This is a genomic window from Vibrio sp. Sgm 5 (genome assembly GCF_026241575.1).
GTDB lineage: Bacteria > Pseudomonadota > Gammaproteobacteria > Enterobacterales > Vibrionaceae > Vibrio > Vibrio jasicida.
In genome coordinates this window covers 17,643-36,398 of the sequence record NZ_JAPHPY010000053.1, presented here as the reverse complement: position 1 = coordinate 36,398, position 18,756 = coordinate 17,643, and the positions used below count along the sequence as shown (strand labels likewise).

The 18,756-nt window shown below is 45.9% G+C and carries 16 protein-coding genes, 1 pseudogene and 1 riboswitch; of the genes and pseudogenes, 11 read left to right on the top strand and 6 right to left on the bottom strand.

Annotated elements, in window-relative coordinates; genetic code table 11:
• Nucleotides 1-366: 366 nt before the first annotated feature.
• The 8 genes and pseudogenes from OQJ86_RS22005 (at nt 367) to thiH (ending at nt 8,909) form a co-directional block, all read left to right on the top strand.
• Nucleotides 367-1,748: pseudogene (locus OQJ86_RS22005) on the top strand (multicopper oxidase domain-containing protein).
• Between the two features lie 123 nt (nt 1,749-1,871).
• A complete protein-coding gene (crcB, locus tag OQJ86_RS22000; RefSeq protein WP_038868606.1) occupies nt 1,872-2,255 on the top strand; it encodes a fluoride efflux transporter CrcB in 384 nt (127 codons plus the stop codon).
• A gap of 61 nt (nt 2,256-2,316) precedes the next feature.
• A riboswitch (TPP riboswitch) is annotated at nt 2,317-2,415 on the top strand.
• Between the two features lie 165 nt (nt 2,416-2,580).
• Entirely contained in the window at nt 2,581-4,521 is a 1,941-nt protein-coding gene (thiC, locus tag OQJ86_RS21995) for a phosphomethylpyrimidine synthase ThiC (protein ID WP_265990881.1), read from the top strand.
• Entirely contained in the window at nt 4,521-5,936 is a 1,416-nt protein-coding gene (locus tag OQJ86_RS21990) for a thiamine phosphate synthase (protein ID WP_265990879.1), read from the top strand. The genes thiC and OQJ86_RS21990 overlap by 1 nt, the downstream gene beginning before the upstream one ends.
• On the top strand, nt 5,923-6,696 hold the full coding sequence (locus OQJ86_RS21985; RefSeq protein ID WP_265990877.1) for a HesA/MoeB/ThiF family protein: 774 nt from the start codon (nt 5,923-5,925) through the stop codon (nt 6,694-6,696). Before OQJ86_RS21990 ends, OQJ86_RS21985 begins: the two co-directional genes overlap by 14 nt.
• Before the next feature lie 38 nt (nt 6,697-6,734).
• Nucleotides 6,735-6,989, top strand: a complete 255-nt coding sequence (gene thiS, locus OQJ86_RS21980) for a sulfur carrier protein ThiS (RefSeq protein ID WP_039974931.1) — start codon at nt 6,735-6,737, stop codon at nt 6,987-6,989.
• A gap of 5 nt (nt 6,990-6,994) precedes the next feature.
• Nucleotides 6,995-7,762, top strand: coding sequence for a thiazole synthase (locus OQJ86_RS21975; protein WP_265990874.1), 768 nt, complete (start codon nt 6,995-6,997; stop codon nt 7,760-7,762).
• A gap of 34 nt (nt 7,763-7,796) precedes the next feature.
• Complete coding sequence (gene thiH, locus OQJ86_RS21970; RefSeq protein ID WP_265990872.1) at nt 7,797-8,909, top strand: 2-iminoacetate synthase ThiH; 1,113 nt, start codon at nt 7,797-7,799, stop codon at nt 8,907-8,909.
• A gap of 122 nt (nt 8,910-9,031) precedes the next feature.
• Here the strand turns inward: thiH and OQJ86_RS21965 are convergent, their stop codons facing one another.
• Entirely contained in the window at nt 9,032-10,822 is a 1,791-nt protein-coding gene (locus tag OQJ86_RS21965; protein WP_265990870.1) for an aminopeptidase P family protein, read from the bottom strand.
• Between the two features lie 203 nt (nt 10,823-11,025).
• Complete coding sequence (locus tag OQJ86_RS21960; protein WP_265990868.1) at nt 11,026-11,967, bottom strand: LysR substrate-binding domain-containing protein; 942 nt, start codon at nt 11,965-11,967, stop codon at nt 11,026-11,028.
• A 107-nt stretch (nt 11,968-12,074) separates the two neighbouring features.
• Between OQJ86_RS21960 and OQJ86_RS21955 the strand changes: the two genes are divergently transcribed.
• Together OQJ86_RS21955 and OQJ86_RS21950 are read left to right on the top strand one after the other, a co-directional pair.
• A complete protein-coding gene (locus OQJ86_RS21955; RefSeq protein ID WP_193788884.1) occupies nt 12,075-13,268 on the top strand; it encodes a multidrug effflux MFS transporter in 1,194 nt (397 codons plus the stop codon).
• A gap of 90 nt (nt 13,269-13,358) precedes the next feature.
• Nucleotides 13,359-13,640 (top strand): hypothetical protein, encoded by a 282-nt coding sequence (locus OQJ86_RS21950; protein WP_265990863.1) that lies wholly within the window; start codon nt 13,359-13,361, stop codon nt 13,638-13,640.
• 32 nt (nt 13,641-13,672) lie between these two features.
• Here the strand turns inward: OQJ86_RS21950 and OQJ86_RS21945 are convergent, their stop codons facing one another.
• The 4 genes from OQJ86_RS21945 to OQJ86_RS21930 form a co-directional block, all read right to left on the bottom strand.
• On the bottom strand, nt 13,673-14,128 hold the full coding sequence (locus OQJ86_RS21945) for a DoxX family protein (protein ID WP_265990861.1): 456 nt from the start codon (nt 14,126-14,128) through the stop codon (nt 13,673-13,675).
• Nucleotides 14,129-14,138: 10 nt separating this feature from the next.
• Nucleotides 14,139-14,897: a DNA-binding domain-containing protein gene (locus OQJ86_RS21940; protein ID WP_265990859.1), complete on the bottom strand. Its 759-nt coding sequence runs from the start codon at nt 14,895-14,897 to the stop codon at nt 14,139-14,141.
• Entirely contained in the window at nt 14,894-15,766 is an 873-nt protein-coding gene (locus tag OQJ86_RS21935; RefSeq protein WP_265990857.1) for a DUF692 domain-containing protein, read from the bottom strand. Before OQJ86_RS21935 ends, OQJ86_RS21940 begins: the two co-directional genes overlap by 4 nt.
• Before the next feature lie 86 nt (nt 15,767-15,852).
• Nucleotides 15,853-16,113, bottom strand: a complete 261-nt coding sequence (locus OQJ86_RS21930) for a DUF2282 domain-containing protein (RefSeq protein WP_038868592.1) — start codon at nt 16,111-16,113, stop codon at nt 15,853-15,855.
• 280 nt (nt 16,114-16,393) lie between these two features.
• Between OQJ86_RS21930 and uvrD the strand changes: the two genes are divergently transcribed.
• On the top strand, nt 16,394-18,568 hold the full coding sequence (uvrD, locus tag OQJ86_RS21925) for a DNA helicase II (RefSeq protein ID WP_248873085.1): 2,175 nt from the start codon (nt 16,394-16,396) through the stop codon (nt 18,566-18,568).
• The last annotated feature ends 188 nt before the right edge of the window (nt 18,569-18,756 follow it).

Sequence of the window (18,756 nt, the reverse complement as noted above, 5' to 3'; positions counted from 1 at the left end):
AGTTCAGTTGGTTAGAATACCGGCCTGTCACGCCGGGGGTCGCGGGTTCGAGTCCCGTCCGCTCCGCCACTTATTTAGAAAGCCTTGCTAGAAATAGCAAGGCTTTCGTCGTTTTTAGAGTCTGCAATTTCCTACTTGCTCTAGCTTTATTATCATTAAACTCCCTCCTTCTCAAACCGGCATCTTTTACTTCTTTATTATATGTATGTAGGTGCTTACTACCTTTTTAGTGCCCACAATATATGGATCTTCACTTACAACCTCTGACCCTAAGCGTTATGACTGCACATCTTTAAAAGATAACTGAGAATCATTATTAATATTTAGTTACACTCACATCAGTTGAAATAATGAGTGACTAAATACATGGATATATCTCGTCGACGCTTTCTTCAATCCTCCTTAGCGATCTCTGCACTTACCGTTCTGCCTGCATGTTCTCTATCTAAGAGCACTAATAAACAGGGTCAGCATATATACGACATCACTGCAGAGCCTTCTATTGCTGAATTAGTACCAGGGTTTACCACGGATGTACTTGCGTTCAATGGATCGATTCCAGCACCTACTATTCTATGTCGCCAAGGCGAGAAAGTTATTATTCGATTTACCAACAAGCTTTCAGAGCCAACTACAATCCACTGGCATGGCTTGCGAATCCCTATTGAAATGGATGGTGTCCCTTTCTTGAGTCAGCCGCCTATCATGCCGGGTGAAACATTCGTTTATGAATTTACACCGCCAGATGCGGGCACATTTTGGTATCACCCACATATGAATAGTGTTAAGCAGCTTGGTATGGGCTTAGTCGGGCTAATTGTCGTTGAAGAGGCAGAGCCTGTTCAGTTTGATGAAGAGCATAAAGTCGTCCTCAAGCATTGGCATTTAGACAAGCAAGGTCAGTGGAAGAACCTTATGGTACCGCGCTTGAGTGCACGCATGGGAACGCCAGGAGAGTGGAGTAGCGTTAACGGTGTTCATGAGCCAGTTTATACACTGAAGCAGAATGCTACCACGCGATTAAGAATTGCTAATGTCGATAACACCATTACTTATCCGATCGCTCTCGAGGGCGCAGAAGCTTGGGTTATTGCTATTGATGGTAATCCTGTTAAAACGCCTTATAAGCTCACTCAACACAAAATTGGTCCGGGAATGAGGTTAGAGTCGGATTGATTGCTCCGAAGGCAGGAGAACATGTTTATGTGCGTCAAATGAAAGGGCGCTTCCCATTCCCTTTGTGTGAGTTCGAAGTTGTTGAGTCTGACCTACCGACCAACCAGAAACTGCCTTTATTGCCTCTTAACCCAGTGCCAGATCTTGATTTGGAAAATGCGGAACAAATTGATTATGTGTTTGAGTGGGAGGGGGCGATCACCCCTGCTGATAAATCGGGCAAAGCGATACCTAAATTCTGGCTGATGAATAAGCGAGCTTGGGAGGGAATGAGTAAAGATAATATTCCAGCACCGCTTTCAATATTGGAGATGGGAAAAACCTATATCTTCAACCTTAAGAACATCACCCAATATCATCATCCTATTCACCTTCATGGACACACATTTACTGTTCTTGAGTTAGATGGCAAAAAACTCGATGAACCGTTTCATACCGATACGGTCCTACTTGGAAAAAATGGCAGTGCGAAAGCGGCATTTGTTGCAGATAACCCAGAGCGTTGGATGTACCATTGTCATGTAATCGAACACATGAAGACGGGTTTGATGGGTTACATCGAAGTAAAGTGACTCCTGTAACTTTTTAAATCTTGATAAGTTTTAAGCGCTATACTTTGCTGAATTCTAAGATTGTATAATCACTATTGCCGTAAATTTGATTACAATGTCGCCATTAACTTTTCTGGGGGAATTATGGGACAACTATCCGTTTTGGGTTTTATTGCATTGGGTGGTGCATTTGGTGCATGTTCTCGTTACTTAATTTCTGAACTTTGTGTGATGCTACTCGGTCGTGGCTTTCCGTACGGTACCTTAACCGTGAACGTCGTTGGCTCATTTATTATGGGTCTACTGATTGCTGCGTTTGAAACCGAGTTGCTGGTCACTGACCCATGGCGTCAAATCATCGGTCTTGGCTTTTTGGGCGCATTAACCACATTCTCTACCTTCTCGATGGATAACGTGTTGCTTATGCAGCAGGGCGCTTTCTTTAAAATGGGATTGAACGTACTGTTGAATGTCGTGTTAAGCATTTCTGCTGCGTGGATTGGTTTCCAATTATTGATGCGTAGCTAGCAAAAATACTCAAATCTTAATCAGGTCGGCTTGGTTTAACCAAGCCGTTTTTATATACTGATTTTACTTGTCGGAGTGCCATAAGGCTGAGACCGTTAATTCGGGATCCGTTGAACCTGATCAGATTAGAATCTGCGAAGGGAACAAGAGAAGATATCTATACCAGAGCTCTATCTGGTTGACCTATCAAATAGTCGAATGTTGTTATAGACGAAGAGCACTTGCTCAATCTGTCCTTAATTCGATTCCTCTTGTCGCATCTATCCGCCAAGCATTTTTATCCCAATACTTTTTATCTAAGCATAACAAAGCAAGGAAAAATGCTATGTCGAGTCGCAAGCAAGCGAGACTGGAAGCAAAACAGTTCATTGATACACTCTCGGTACAACCGTACCCAAATTCAAGCAAAGTCTACGTAGAGGGTTCACGTTCTGATATTCGTGTACCAATGCGTGAAATATCACTCGCTGATAGCCTTATTGGAGGCACAAGAGAAGCGCCTATTTTCGAGCCTAATGAGCCAGTACGCGTTTACGATACCTCGGGTGTATACACAGATCCAGAACACACCATAGACCTCTACAACGGCTTACCTAAGCTGAGAGAAGGGTGGATTGAAGAGCGTGCTGATACTGAACTACTTGATGAAGTAAGTTCGGTATACACCAAAGAACGCTTAGAAGATGAAACGCTAGACGATCTTCGCTATGGTAATCTACCACGTATTCGACGTGCCAAAGGTGGGCAGTGCGTGACTCAATTGCACTATGCTCGCAAAGGTATAATCACTCCAGAAATGGAATACATCGCCCTACGTGAAAATATGGGGCGTGCTCAATACCGTGATGAAGTGCTGAATCAACAACATCTAGGTCAAAGCTTCGGAGCGAACCTTCCAAAAGACATTACCGCCGAGTTTGTGCGTAAAGAAGTCGCCGAAGGTCGCGCGATTATCCCTTCTAATATCAACCACCCAGAATCTGAACCAATGATCATTGGACGTAACTTTTTGATCAAAGTGAACGCCAACATCGGTAACTCATCGGTCACTTCTTCGATTGAAGAAGAAGTAGAGAAGTTAGTATGGGCAACGCGCTGGGGTGGAGATACCGTTATGGATCTCTCTACTGGACGTAACATCCACGAAACTCGCGAGTGGATTCTGCGTAATAGTCCAGTTCCGATCGGTACTGTACCTATGTATCAAGCGCTTGAGAAAGTGAATGGTGTTGCAGAAAACCTCAACTGGGAAGTGATGCGCGATACTCTGATTGAGCAAGCAGAGCAGGGCGTTGACTATTTCACTATCCATGCCGGTTTACTACTTCGCTATGTTCCGATGACAGCAAAACGCGTTACTGGCATCGTCTCTCGTGGTGGTTCTATCATCGCGAAATGGTGTTTAGCGCATCACCAAGAAAGCTTCTTATATACCCACTTCCGAGAGATCTGTGAAATCTGCGCTAAGTATGATGTGGCACTTTCTCTCGGTGATGGTCTACGCCCTGGTTCGGTTGCCGATGCTAACGATGAAGCGCAATTTGCTGAGCTTCGTACCCTTGGTGAGTTAACCAAGATAGCGTGGGAATATGACGTTCAGGTCATTATCGAAGGTCCTGGTCATGTTCCAATGCATATGATCAAAGAGAACATGGAAGAGCAGTTAGAGCACTGTCATGAGGCTCCTTTCTACACCCTTGGTCCGCTGACGACAGACGTCGCTCCTGGTTACGACCATATTACTTCAGGCATCGGTGCTGCCATGATTGGTTGGTATGGCTGTGCAATGCTTTGCTACGTAACTCCTAAAGAGCATCTTGGTTTACCAAACAAAGAAGACGTGAAAGTAGGCATGATCACTTACAAGCTTGCTGCGCACGCCGCTGATTTAGCGAAGGGACACCCTGGTGCACAAGTTCGTGATAATGCGCTTTCTAAAGCTCGCTTCGAGTTCCGCTGGGAAGACCAATTTAACTTGTCGCTCGACCCAGATACCGCACGCGCTTTCCATGATGAAACCTTGCCTCAAGAGTCTGGAAAAGTTGCTCACTTCTGTTCGATGTGTGGTCCAAAGTTCTGCTCGATGAAGATTTCGCAAGAGGTACGAGAGTACGCGAAAGATACTGAGCAAGTTGCTGCGGACCAAGCTATCTCAATCAAAATGCTGGATGATCCTCTTGAGGGGATGCGTCAGAAATCGCAAGAATTTAGAGATACAGGTTCTGAGCTATACCATCCCGCAGCACATGCCGAGGTAAGTGACTAATGAGCAAAATCCTTATTCCGTCATCATTGATTGAGCTAACAGGTTTAGTTCAACAATGTTTGTTGTTGGCGAAAGAACAGGGTTTTAGCATCGAAGACATTGAGTTGGGTGTGAGCCCAACTCAATCTATTCAGCTTGTTCTCGACCAACAGACCACACGCATAACGACAGATCTTATTGATGGTTATGATTCTGAGCATGAGAGTTCATTTGTGCTCTATTACCGCTCTGCGTTATCGGTAGAAGCGTGTGCTAAGCAACCGTCGAAAGCGATTTATATTGGCATTGCTGATACGCAGGTATCCGATGAAAAGGAGAAAGTGCTTCTGCTTGATATCTGGCGTCACCCGATTAACGACGAAGTGAGAGCGCTTTCCGTTAAGTCCAAATTCAACGTAATGTTCGATCCTGAACATCACCTTGCTTGGATAGTAACGCTGACAGTACTCGATTTTCCTATCGAAGATGCGTTAACACTTGCTCGAGGAATGTTAACTCAACAAGCGAATGTTTCACGTGAAACACTGTTGAATGACAATCTTGACGAGGGAAGATCTACTCAGTGGGCTGACCAATTTGATGATTTCCCCACACCTGTACTGGAAGATAACCGACTAGGTATTCAAGTTGGTTGGTCTGCACAAGGCGAGAGCGTTAGCTTTCCAACTCTGACTAAGCAAAGTTTAGGGCTCTATCCAGTCGTTGATGATGTTGCTTGGATTGAACGTCTACTGCCACTAGGCATCAACACTATTCAACTGCGAATCAAGAACCCACAACAAGCCGATTTAGAACGACAGATCATTCGAGCAATTGAGTTAGGTCGTCAGTATCAAGCACAAGTGTTCATCAATGACTATTGGCAGTTGGCAATCAAGCATGGCGCTTATGGCGTTCACCTAGGACAAGAAGACATAGAAGAATCGAATTTGGCTGAGCTAACTAAAGCCGGCATTCGTCTTGGTCTTTCTACTCATGGTTATTATGAGCTACTGCGTATCGTGCAAATTCATCCTAGTTACATCGCGCTAGGGCATATTTTCCCAACCACCACTAAACAGATGCCATCGAAACCACAAGGTTTGGTGCGCTTGGCTTTGTATCAAAAGCTGATTGATAGTATTCCTTATACAAATACAGAGGCTGCTTTCCGTCCTTCAAAAGACAAAGCAGTTAGTGACGATGTGCTTGGCTTTCCGACGGTCGCGATTGGTGGCATTGACCAATCTAATGCAGACCAAGTTTGGCGAACAGGTGTTTCTAGTTTGGCAGTTGTGCGAGCTATTACGTTGGCAGAATCACCTCAGTCCGTCATCGAGTTCTTCGCACAACTGATGAAGGAAAGACAGCTAACGTTTACTGATCAGAATAGTAAATTAGCGCATATCAAGAGAGGCGAGCATGCTCACGGATAAGCAGTTCCTTCGCTATCAGCGCCAAGTCGCTCTGCCTGAAATTGCCGAAATTGGGCAAGAGTGTTTGAGTAAATCGCATGTGCTGATCATCGGTTGTGGTGGGTTAGGGAGCGCAGCGAGTTTGTACTTGGCATCAGCGGGTGTTGGTAAATTGGTTGTGGTCGATGACGATGAAGTTGATAGCAGTAACCTACAACGTCAGATCATTTATCGTGAACAAGACCTCAAAGTTGCGAAAACAAAAGCGACTGTAAAGCAACTTACTGCACTTAATTCTATGGTCCAAGTTCGTGCTCTCAATAAGCGATTAGACAAAGCACAGCTGCAGCTTGAGGTGATGCTAGCGGATGTGGTGCTCGACTGCACCGATAACATGCCAACGCGCCAGCTAATTAACCAAGTTTGTTTCGAGCAAAATACGCCGCTCATCTCGGCGGCGGCAATTGGTTGGCAAGGGCAGTTCGCTGTCTTTGATTACCAAACCCCAAGTGAACAAGAAGCGCAGAGTAAAGCCTGTTACCGCTGTTTGTATCCGTTCGACGAATTACCGCAAACGCAAAAGTGCAGTGAGAGCGGTGTCGTCGGTCCGGTGGTAGGCACACTTGGTAACTACCAAGCGATAGCGGCAATTCAAAAACTGGCGACGGGAAAGTTTCATGTCGAGACTGCCAAGTTGAATCTGTTTGATGGGTTGAAACTGCAATGGCAAACCATGGCGATAAGCAAAGACAAACAGTGCCAAGTGTGTGCTCAGGCTTAGCTTACGAGTAATGGGCAGAATTAAGAGAGTTGGAAGCAATGACGTTATCAGAACAACAAACAACACAAATGACCGCGGCTGACTTAGAGGTGATCACTATTGTCATCAATGACCAGTCACATCAAGTCGCCAGTAAGTCGAATCTACAGCAAATCATTAGTCAATTTGCGCTGCCTGAAATGGGTTGTGTTTTTGCAATTAATAACAATGTTGTGCCGCGCAGTGAGTGGGCTAGCACAGTTCTTTCACAGGGAGATAGCATCTCTTTGTTTCAAGCGATCGCAGGGGGTTAAAGTCGATGCTTAAAATTGGTGATAAACAATTCGAATCAAGACTGTTCACGGGAACAGGGAAGTTTGCCAACAGCCGATTAATGGCAGAAGCGATTCAAGTATCGGGTTCTCAACTTGCGACCATGGCGTTGAAGCGTGTGGATGTGAACGACCAACAAGACGACATTTTGCTGCCGTTAGTACAAGCGGGGGTGAACTTATTGCCGAACACTTCGGGGGCGAAGAATGCTAAAGATGCTGTGTTTGCTGCACAACTGGCGCGAGAAGCGTTAGGTACAAACTGGTTAAAACTGGAAATTCATCCAGACCCGAAGTACTTGATGCCCGATCCCATTGAGACACTTGCGGCCGCTGAACAACTGGTTCGTGAAGGCTTCATTGTTCTTCCTTACTGTCATGCTGACCCGGTTCTATGTAAACGATTGGAAGAAGTAGGTTGTGCTGCGGTCATGCCATTAGGTGCGCCGATCGGTTCTAACAAAGGGATAGTTTCTCACGATTTCCTAGAGATCATTATCGACCAAGCTAATGTTCCTGTCGTTGTCGATGCGGGTATTGGCGCACCTTCACATGCCGCGCGTGCAATGGAGATGGGCGCGGATGCCGTGCTCGTCAATACTGCGATTGCAGCTTCGAGCGATCCCGTTACGATGGCGAAGGCATTTAAGTTGGCGGTAGAGTCGGGGCGTATGGCTTATGAAGCCGGACTTGCTGGTAAGGTTTCTCATGCGATTGCGTCGAGTCCACTGACGTCATTCTTAGATGAGCTTTAGTCCTAGATTGGTTTAGCTATTAAGCGAGGAAAACATGAGCTTCGTTGAAAAATTTAAACAGCTGAATTGGGATGACATTTCGATGTCGATCTACGCGAAAACGGCACAAGATGTCGAGCGAGCATTGAATAAACCCAAGCGTGATTTGGAAGACTTTAAAGCGCTAATTTCACCTGCGGCTGAAGCGTACTTAGAACAAATGGCACAGTTGTCATATTCAGCAACTCGCAAGCGTTTTGGCAATACCATGTCGCTTTACATTCCACTGTACCTTTCTAACTTGTGCGCCAATGCATGTACTTATTGTGGCTTCTCGATGGAGAACAGAATCAAGCGTCGTACCTTGAATAGGGACGAAGTCGCTGCAGAAGTAGAAGCCATTAAACGCATGAAGTTCGATAGCGTATTGCTGGTGACTGGCGAACACGAAACCAAAGTGGGCATGAAATACTTCCGCGAAATGGTGCCGATGATTAAGCAACGTTTTAACTATTTGGCGATGGAAGTGCAGCCGCTAGATCAAGACGAATACGCTGAGCTCAAGACATTGGGTTTGGATGCGGTGATGGTCTATCAAGAAACGTATCATCCTTCGACTTACGCTGAGCACCATCTGCGTGGTAATAAGATGGATTTCGAATACCGATTGGATACACCCGATCGTCTTGCGAAAGCAGGCATCGATAAGATCGGTATTGGTGCTTTGATAGGGTTGGAAGAGTGGCGTACCGACTGTTTTTATGTGGCAGCGCACTTGGACTATCTAGAGCGCACGTATTGGCAGACTCGTTACTCAATTTCTTTCCCACGTTTACGTCCTTGTGAGGGCGCGCTCCAACCAAAATCAGTCATGACGGATAAGCAGCTTGTGCAGTTGATTTGCGCTTATCGTTTATTTAATCCTGAAGTGGAGTTGTCATTATCGACTCGTGAATCACCGAAGTTCAGAGACAATGCATTACCGTTAGGCATCACCAGTATGTCTGCTGCATCGAAAACTCAGCCGGGTGGGTATGCGATGGATGATGTTGAACTCGAGCAGTTTGAGATCAGCGATGAGCGAAGTGCGGGTTCTGTGGAAGATATGATTCGAGCCAAAGGCTTTGACCCTGTATGGCGAGATTGGCACTCAGCGTATTCTGGTTAAGCAACAAATAAAGCCACTGGTCATCGCTATGTTTCACGTGAAACATAGGCAAAGAAAAGAGGGTTGATGCAAAACATCAACCCTCTACGTTTTTCTAGCTTCTAGCTTCTAGCTTCTAGCTTCTAGCTGTGTGCTACAGGTGCTGTTGCTTGACGAAGCCACTCTTTCACATCACCTTCAACTAGCGGGCTGATCTCATCCCATACTTTCTGATGGTAGTCATTCAGCCAAGCAAGTTCTGGACGAGTTAGCATATCAACATTGATGTTGCGCTTGTCGATTGGGCAGCGTGTTAGCGACTCAAATGACAGAACAGGGAAGTCACCGTTAGTTGGTGTTTCAACAACAAGCTCTAGGTTCTCGATACGGATACCAAACGCATCTGCACGGTAGTAACCTGGCTCGTTAGACAGTACCATACCTTCTGTTAGAGGCACGTCGATTTGCTTCTTCGAAATGCTCGCTGGACCTTCATGAACACTTAGGAAGTGACCAACACCGTGACCGGTACCGTGATCGTAATCGTAGCCTTCCGCCCATAGGTGCTGACGAGCTAGCGTATCGATTTGGTAACCACGTGTGCCTTTCGGGAAACGTGCACGAGCAACACCGATGTGACCTTTTAGTGCGAGAGTGAACTGTTTAATCATCTCTTGTGAAGGCTGACCGATCGCAATAGTACGCGTGATGTCTGTGGTGCCATCTAGGTACTGACCACCTGAATCGACTAGGTAAAGAGTGTTCAGCTCTAGCTTGCCAGGTTCAGGTTGGTTTTCGTGGTTGTAGTGACACATTGCTGCGTTGCCGCCCGCAGCTGAAATGGTATCGAAGCTAAGATCCATCAGTGTCGGGTCTTCGCTACGGAACGCTTCAAGTTTGTCTGCCAGCGTCGCTTCATCATGCAGGTTACCCGCAACGACTTCAGCATCTAACCAAGATAGGAACTTACTCATCGCCACGCCATCGCGGATATGACATGCTTTCATGCCTGCGATTTCAACCGCGTTCTTCGCCGCTTTTGGCATTAGGCATGGATCAGCTTTACTCACCACAGATGCGCCAGCATTTTGTAGAACCAATTTAAACCATGCGTTACTTGTCGCAGGGTCAACCAGTACATTCTTGCCAGTTAGAGTTTCTAGTCGTGCTTGCAATGCTTCTGGGTGATGAACTGTTACGCCAGAACCAACATGAGCGTCAAACTCAGCAGGTAGGCGAGCAGGATCTAGGAAGTATTCCACGCTTGAATCTGAGTGCAGAATCGCGTGAGAAAGCAGAACTGGTAGACGTGATACATCTAGACCACGAACGTTGAGCAACCAACAGATAGAATCAAGTGCTGTGATCACTGCGCTGTCTGCGCCGGCTTTTTTCACGAGCTCTGCGATTTCTTGGCGCTTACTTTCACTTGATTGACCAACTGCTTCTGTTGCCATTAGGCGAACATCAGAAACTACAGGAGCAGGACGGTCGTGCCACAGCTCATCAATTGGGTTGCTGTCGAGAATCTTAAGCTCAAGTGCACCTGCAAGTTTTGCTTGTGCCATGTCTAGCCAAGCAGAGTTGTGCATGCGAGGGTCGATGGCCACAGACGCGTCATTTGCAAGATGGTCTTTAATCCAATCTAGTGCAGGCTCTTCAATCAGGTGACGGTATTCGAATAAATCAGCAGGAACCTGCTTAGTTACTTGTACCGTGTAGCGACCATCAACAAAGATAGCGGCTTTGTCTTTGGTGATTACCGCAGCACCAGCAGAACCAGTAAAACCAGTTAGCCAATGTAAACGCTCGTTGTGCGCTGGTACGTATTCGCCCAAGTACTCGTCTTCATGTGGGACAAGTAGGGCATCAATATTATGTTGTGCTAGCCATTCGCGAATTGCATTCACGTGGCTTTGGGTATCGTTGTGCATCTGTGTTATTCCTTCAAATTACCGCTCCTTCATGCTCAGGTGTGGGAGCTGTTTCCATCTGCTTCATGCAGTTTACGATTCCATTGAGGTTCGCAATCACTTCAATAGAGTCGGAGTACAACAGGCCATAGATGAGCCAAAAAGGACTATCGACTGTTAAGCTACTCATTTTACCGTAAGAGCGCAAATCGCGTCCGGGATTTTTATCTAAGATGATCGGTTTTTTGCGTGATCATGGTACGTAGCCAAGTTAAAGCTGGGTCATTTTCTCTGTCTCGGTGCCAGAACAAAGTGTAAGCCATTGGCGGGAATTCGAGTGGCAGCGGCAGTAATGCCATGTCGTGTTGTTTGGCTGCCAGCTTCACAAAGTGGCTTGGCGCGGTAAACACAAAATCGGTGTAAGAACACAAACTGGCGGCGCTGTTAAAGTCCGGTACGGTGACTGCGATATCACGTTCGCGACCAATGTCGGCTAGACGATAGTCGAGCAACCAACGGTCGTTGCCATCACAACGCACCTGAACATGGCGCAGGGCTAGGTAAGCTTCTAAGTTCCAATTACCACGCAAAGCGGGATGGTCTTTACGAACGATGCACATTTGGTGGTCGCGATAGATTTCCTGCTCACAAATGTCATCTGGCGGCAACATAGTCAGCTTGGCATCGTTGATGTCGATATCTCGCCCCGTCATACCCAAATCAATCTCACCACGTTGAATCATTTTAAAAGTCTGTTCAGACCATGGATGCGTGCTGATGGTCACGCCAGGTGCTTGTTGGAATATTGCTGGCAAGAAGTGGGGTAAAATCAACGGGTAGACACTCTCCACCGCAGCAATTTGAAAACGGTATTCACTGCTCTGTGGTGAGAACTCTTCTGGTTGAGTCAGGACATCAAGTTGATTTATCAACAGATCCAGTTTCGGTTTGAGGAACAAAGCTCGTGGTGTTGGCGTCAATCCATGCGAGTTTCGTGTGAACAAAGGGTCATCAAACTGAGTGCGTAACTTGGCCAAAGATTTACTCACTGCAGATTGACTCAAACAGAGTCGGTGTGCAGTTCGAGTAACATTCAACTCCTCGATTAGTACCTTAAAACAGACCAACAAGTTGAGGTCGATGCGTACCAGTTTCTCTACGTTCACTGTGATTTTCCTCATTGGAATAATGGTCATGAGTATACATCATTTCCATTCATATCATCAGATGATTAAGCTTTGCTCAAAAGTTCTTATTCAATTTGGAGTGTTTTGTGTCTAGCCATATTACAAATAGCAAAAAACAGATGGCGCTGTTGACCATGTTAGTTCTGTTCAGTCCGCTTGCGATTGATATCTATCTACCTGCTTTGCCTCTTATCGCATCCACTTTTCAGGTAGAAAATGCATTGGCACAAGACACCATCACTTGGTTCCTATTTGCTATGGGCGTTGGTCAGCTATTCGCAGGCCCCTTGGCAGATAAACTCGGACGTCGAACTGTTGCATTGGGAGGCATCACCATCTACGCATTGAGCGCTTTATTGGCGTGGAGTGCTCAAAATATTGAGTGGATGTTGACGGCTCGTTTGCTACAAGGCTTAGGTGCATGTGCAACATCTGTAGCAGCCTTTGCAACAGTTCGCGATATCTTTGGTCCGGAAAAAAGTGGCAAAATGATCAGTTATCTTAACGGGGCGATCTGCTTTATCCCGGCATTGGCGCCTATTTTGGGGAGTTGGTTAACCCAGCAATTCGATTGGCGTGCAAACTTCAGCTTCATGGCCGGCTTCGCTGTGATTGCCGGAACGATGATTTTCTTTGGAATGAAGGAAACCAATCCTGCAACTGAAAAACAAGCTGTGTTTAAACTGAGCCGTTATTGGTCTGTATTAAGCACGCCGTCATTCATTTTCCATGCATCATTGTGTCTAATGGCGATGGCGGTCATTCTTGCTTACGTCACATCAGCTCCAGGTGTACTGATGACAGGCATGGGTTTATCCATGAACGAGTTTACCTTCTGGTTTGGTCTTAACGCGGCGTTTAATATTGCAGCTTGTATGTTGGCACCGAAATTCATGGATCGCTGGGGTACGCACAATTCACTGGTTGTTGGTATCAGCTTACTCTCGATAGCTGGCGTTATCATGATGGTGATGAAAGGACACAACACGGCGCTGTCTTTCATGCTGCCAATCTTTATCTCATCGGTTGGCTTCGCTTGGATTCTTGGTGCAGCAGCAGGTAAAGCGTTAGAGCCGTTTGGTGATAAAGCGGGTACAGCAGCAGCGTTACTTGGCTTGTTCCAAATGAGCGGTTCTGGTTTATTAGTAGGTACGCTACAGCGTCTATCACTTGACCCACAAACCCTGATCGCAATTCATATGTGGGTTCTACTTCCAGCATTGCTGATTCTGTTCACGAAAGCAGGTAAGAACTGGCATACAAGATTAGTGAATGCATAAAACAGTGTAATTTAGTATTTTCCAATGTAGGTAACGCGTGTATATTTGTCGTTCAAACTTTTCTCGACACCATAACGGAACTCAAAAGTAATGTCGTTAACCACGTATGAAATGGCTCGTATCTTAGAGCAAATGGAAGAGTCACCAGAAAAGGTGATGTTTGGTAAGTTGCTCAACGAATTGGGTAACCAAAGCTCTGAGCGTATTCGTAGTGCGGCAAAACAAGTTCCATTGCCAGTCTTGCGTGATCTTATGTATCAATTTCAGCAAGTGATTGAGTCACGTAAAGGCGAGCAAGTAGAGCAGATGGCAAAAGACCTCGCGAAGCAAGGTATCTCAGCAGAAGAGTTACTGGCTTACTTGAACAAATAATTAAAAAATCCCCGCATCATGCGGGGATTTTTTTAGTTAGTGATTTTCTTCTTGATAATGTGGTCGAGAGATAAAGGCCCTGGCCCCCACACAATAACAATAAGAATCATCAACCCCCAAAGTTGATGGTCATAGAAACCTTTCTCCCACAGCAGCGGGTAAGAGACCACGGCGATGATGTTAAACACAAACAGAATCGCAGCCATCGGGCGCGTTATTAACCCTAGTGCCAAGAACACCGGTAGAACCAACTCCGCAGCTGTACCTAAGTAAGCCGCCAGTTCCCACGGCAGTATTGGCACTTGGTATTCCAGCTCAAATAAATACAGTGTGCTGTCCCAAGATGAGGTTTTGATTAGCCCTGAATTGAAGAACACCCATGCAACCCACAAGCGACAAAAGAGAAGTAATAAAGGGACAAAGCCAGCTTGTAGGGTACTGATTAAATCGTCGTACCGATTCACTAAGTTTTTAACCGTATCCGTCATAGAGTGCTCCTTAGATTGATTTCAATGTAAAGCCGTCAACGAGATCGAGTGCCATGATGCTATTAAGATGAGCGAGTAGTGCTTCAGGCATTTCGCTCAAGCTTTGTTTCTGCTCTAAACATTGCAGCAGTTGGAACACATCGGCATCGAGTGCGTGACACAAGGCTTCTCCATTGGCTTGAATCGAGATGACACCTTGTTGTAATTGGTTGATATTAAGTTGTTCGAATTGCCCAGTTTGAATCGCGCCAAACAAATCAAATACTGCGTAACTGGAGTTAAAGCTTCGGCAGCCTTTTTTAAGGTGCAAAACCAAAGTGGGTTGTTGCTCTTCACTCACTTCGCCAAGTAACGCAAGCGGTTTTAATTCTGCCGCACTGGATTGTTCATACTGTGCTTGACGAGCGAGGTCGATATGCCACTCGAAGCGTGCGACTTCAGGGCTGTAGGGGGCATGGGTGATCACCTGACTAAATTGCGTGATCGTATCTTGAAACCCTGCGCCATAATGCACCACGTTCCCTTCTTCTAATGGGTAAGAGAGAACGTGCTGACGAGCCATCTGTTCAAAGCATTCATCACCAAGCAGCGCTTCAACCATCGGGTAAGTCGCGGATAACACCTCACTTAAGCTGACGATAAAGTTATTGCGGTAAATCTGCATGCGTTCATCAGCGGTAAACTCATCACTGGCAATATCGCACTCTTCACCAAGTGCTTGATAGTGTAGGGCTTTAGCAAACTGGCTTTGTAAGGTGGTTAGATTCATGATGCCTTCCTTGATGCGCTTTGTTCACTTGGGATTGTGCCTTGCAACAGCAGTTGCGATGCTTTCTGTGCTTCTCCGAGCAATACTTCTGGTTCAGGGATATCCAAATCCCATTCAATCAGCGCATGACGTGGACCGTGTTTTTTTGTCCATTGTGCGAACAGCTGCCAAACTTCATCGCTGACTGGGCGGCTATGGGTATCAATCCATATCTCGCCTTTGTCGAGTTGTTTGATAGTAAAACCTGCCAAGTGAATCTCATCCACTTTGTCGGCTGGAATCGCATCTAGGTATGTGTCGCAATCAAAACCGTGGTTGAACGCCGAAACATAAACATTGTTTAGATCGAGCAATAAACGACAGTCAGTGCGCTTTTGCACTTCGGTAAGAAACTCCCATTCGCTGATGGTCGAATGTTGAAATTTCACATAACTAGATGGGTTCTCTATCAAGATCTCGCGTTGCAAATAATCCTGCACTTCATTCACGTTACGAGTGAACACTTTTAACGCTTCTTCCGTATACGGAAGTGGAAGCAGGTCATTAAAGTAGTGACCGCCGTTTTCACTCCAACTCAAATGGTCAGAAACAAGAACCGGGTCGATTGAGTCAATCAGCGCTTTAAGTTGAGCAAGGTGCTTTTGATTCACACGTTCCACCGAACCTAGTGACAGACCAATGCCATGGCAGCTAATTTGATACTGCTCGCGCAATGCTTGTAATTGATTGCGCTCTGTAGCGTTGGGTTGAAAATAGTTTTCACTGTGGATTTCTAACCAAGATAACTCGGGTTTGTTTTGGCTAAAGTAATCGAGGTGAGGGGTTCTTAATCCAACTCCAACAAGGTCGTGGAAGGTGTGGTGTTTCACGTGAAACTCCTTTTCAAAGCGGGCGGGAAGAGAAGGATGCGCTGGTTGAGCATCAACGCATCCTTGCAGTAGCTAGCGATAAAAGATTATGAAGAAGAAGTGCTACCGCCAACGAGTTTGTCACATAGACCTTTTGGTACGACTACGAATGCGTCTTTTTGGTTATCTTCTTTAGCTGTACCAGCACATGAGCTGCTTTTCGTTGCACAGTCGTTTTTACCTGCTTTAGAAACGCCGTAGCACTTCTCTTTATCAGCAGCGACAGCTGGAGCGGCAGTCAGCATTGTGCCACCAAGAGCTAGAAGGCCAGTAACAGCAGCAGTAACAGCTAGATTCGACTTTTTCATAATAAATTCCTCTGAATGATTTCCTTTACTTTAAGTTGGCAAGATGAATCGCCTGTTGTGGCGTTTTTGTTATCAACTTGCTTAACTTAAAAGATAGGAAACTGGCTAAAAAACTTTCAGAGAAATTTTCGAAACAAATGGCTTTAAAGAGTGGAATTTATATAACTTATTGATGCGTCGAATAAAAAAACATCGAATTTTTTATGAATTTTTGTCTAATCTGAGGAGGTTGTTTAGGTTATAATCTATTTTTATGTATAAATAACCAGTAGCTCTCATCATGATGGATCCCTCTCTATTAGTCGACGGTTTGAACGATAAACAACGTGAAGCCGTTGCCGCACCTCTAGAAAACTTGCTCGTCCTTGCTGGTGCAGGGAGTGGTAAGACACGCGTTCTTGTTCACCGCATTGCTTGGTTGATGTCGGTCGAGCAGGCATCTCCGTTCTCGATTATGTCGGTAACCTTTACCAATAAGGCCGCGGCAGAGATGCGTGGACGTATCGAAGAGCTCATGATGGGCAGTGCAGGCGGAATGTGGAATGGTACTTTCCACGGGATTTGTCACCGTATTCTGCGTGCACATTATCTTGATGCCAAGCTACCGGAAGATTTTCAAATTATCGATAGCGACGATCAGTTACGTCTATTGAAGCGTTTAATCAAAGCGCAAAACTTAGATGAGAAACAATGGCCTGCACGCCAAGTATCATGGTGGATTAACGGCAAAAAAGACGAGGGTCTACGTCCGTCACACATTGATGCGTACCACGATCCAGTGACCAAGACATACCTACAGTTGTATACCGCTTATCAAGAGGCGTGCGATCGCGCTGGATTAGTCGATTTTGCGGAAATCTTGCTGCGCGCACATGAGCTACTGCGTGATAACAAGTTCGTTCGTGAACACTACCAAGCACGCTTTAAGCACATCTTGGTAGACGAGTTCCAAGATACCAACAACATTCAATACGCTTGGCTACGTATGATGGCGGGCCCTGAGTGTCACGTGATGATCGTTGGTGATGATGACCAATCTATTTACGGTTGGCGTGGCGCGAAAATTGAGAATATTGAGAAGTTTACGCTGGAATTCCCAAGCGTGAATACCATCCGTCTTGAACAAAACTATCGTTCAACCAAGACCATTTTGGAAGCGTCTAACACCCTGATTGCCAATAACACTGAACGTATGGGTAAAGAGCTTTGGACTGATGGTGTTGTCGGTGAGCCTATCTCAGTTTACAGCGCTTACAACGAATTGGATGAAGCGCGTTTTGCGGTTAACAAAATCAAAGAGTGGCAAGAAAAAGGCGGTGCACTGAATGACGCTGCCATGCTCTACCGTAACAACGCCCAATCGCGTGTTCTGGAAGAAGCCTTGATTCAAGCTGGCCTGCCTTACCGTATCTACGGTGGTATGCGATTCTTCGAACGTCAGGAAATCAAAGACGCCTTGAGCTACATGCGTTTGATCGCTAACCGTAACGATGACGCCGCATTTGAGCGTGTAGTGAATACACCCACGCGTGGCTTGGGTGATAAAACGCTAGAAACCATTCGCTTTGCAGCGCGTGATCGCGGTTGCACCATGTGGGAAGCAAGTATGGTCATGCTTGAGGAGCAAGTATTACCAGGCCGAGCGGCAGGGGCATTAAGCCGTTTTATTGAGTTGGTGACAGCACTAGAAGATGACACGTTAGAAATGCCTCTGCATCATCAGGCTGATCATGTCATTAAATACTCAGGTTTGTTCGCCATGTACGAGCAAGAGAAGGGTGAAAAGTCTAAGGCGCGTATTGAGAACTTGGAAGAATTGGTGACAGCAACTCGTCAATTCGAGAAACCAGAAGAAGCCGAAGACATGTCATTGCTGACGGCATTCCTAACCCATGCAGCATTAGAAGCGGGCGAAGGACAAGCAGATGAATTCGAAGATGCGGTTCAGCTAATGACATTGCACAGCGCGAAAGGTCTAGAGTTCCCGCTCGTGTTTATGGTTGGTGTGGAAGAAGGCATGTTCCCAAGTCAAATGTCGGCAGAAGAGGCGGGACGTTTAGAAGAAGAGCGTCGTTTGTGCTATGTAGGTATGACTCGTGCGATGCAGAAGCTGTACATCACTTATGCTGAAATGCGCCGCTTGTACGGTCAGGATAAGTATCATAAGCCATCTCGCTTTATTCGTGAGCTACCAGAAGCATGTTTGGATGAAGTTCGTATGAAAGCACAAGTCAGCCGTCCTGCAAGCAGTGGCCGATTCAGCCAAACGGTCGTGAAAGAGAGCTTTAATGAAACTGGCTTTACGCTGGGTTCTCGCGTCATGCATCCGAAGTTTGGTGAAGGTACCATTATCAACTTTGAAGGCAGCGGTCCACAAAGCCGTGTTCAGATTGCTTTTAATGGCGAAGGTATTAAGTGGTTAGTGACTGCTTACGCGAAACTAGAGAAACTGTAATACTTCACCAAACTAATCAACTTAAGAGCTGCTTCGGCGGCTCTTTTTGTTTGTGCTGTTTTGTGTCGCTAATGCAGTAAAAAATGGAATGATAAATGGAATGATAAATGGAGTGCAAAAGCGGCGATTTAACGATGTCGTTTGAAGTGAAAGGTGGGCGTTGTGAGTGAATGTCTACTTTCAGTAGA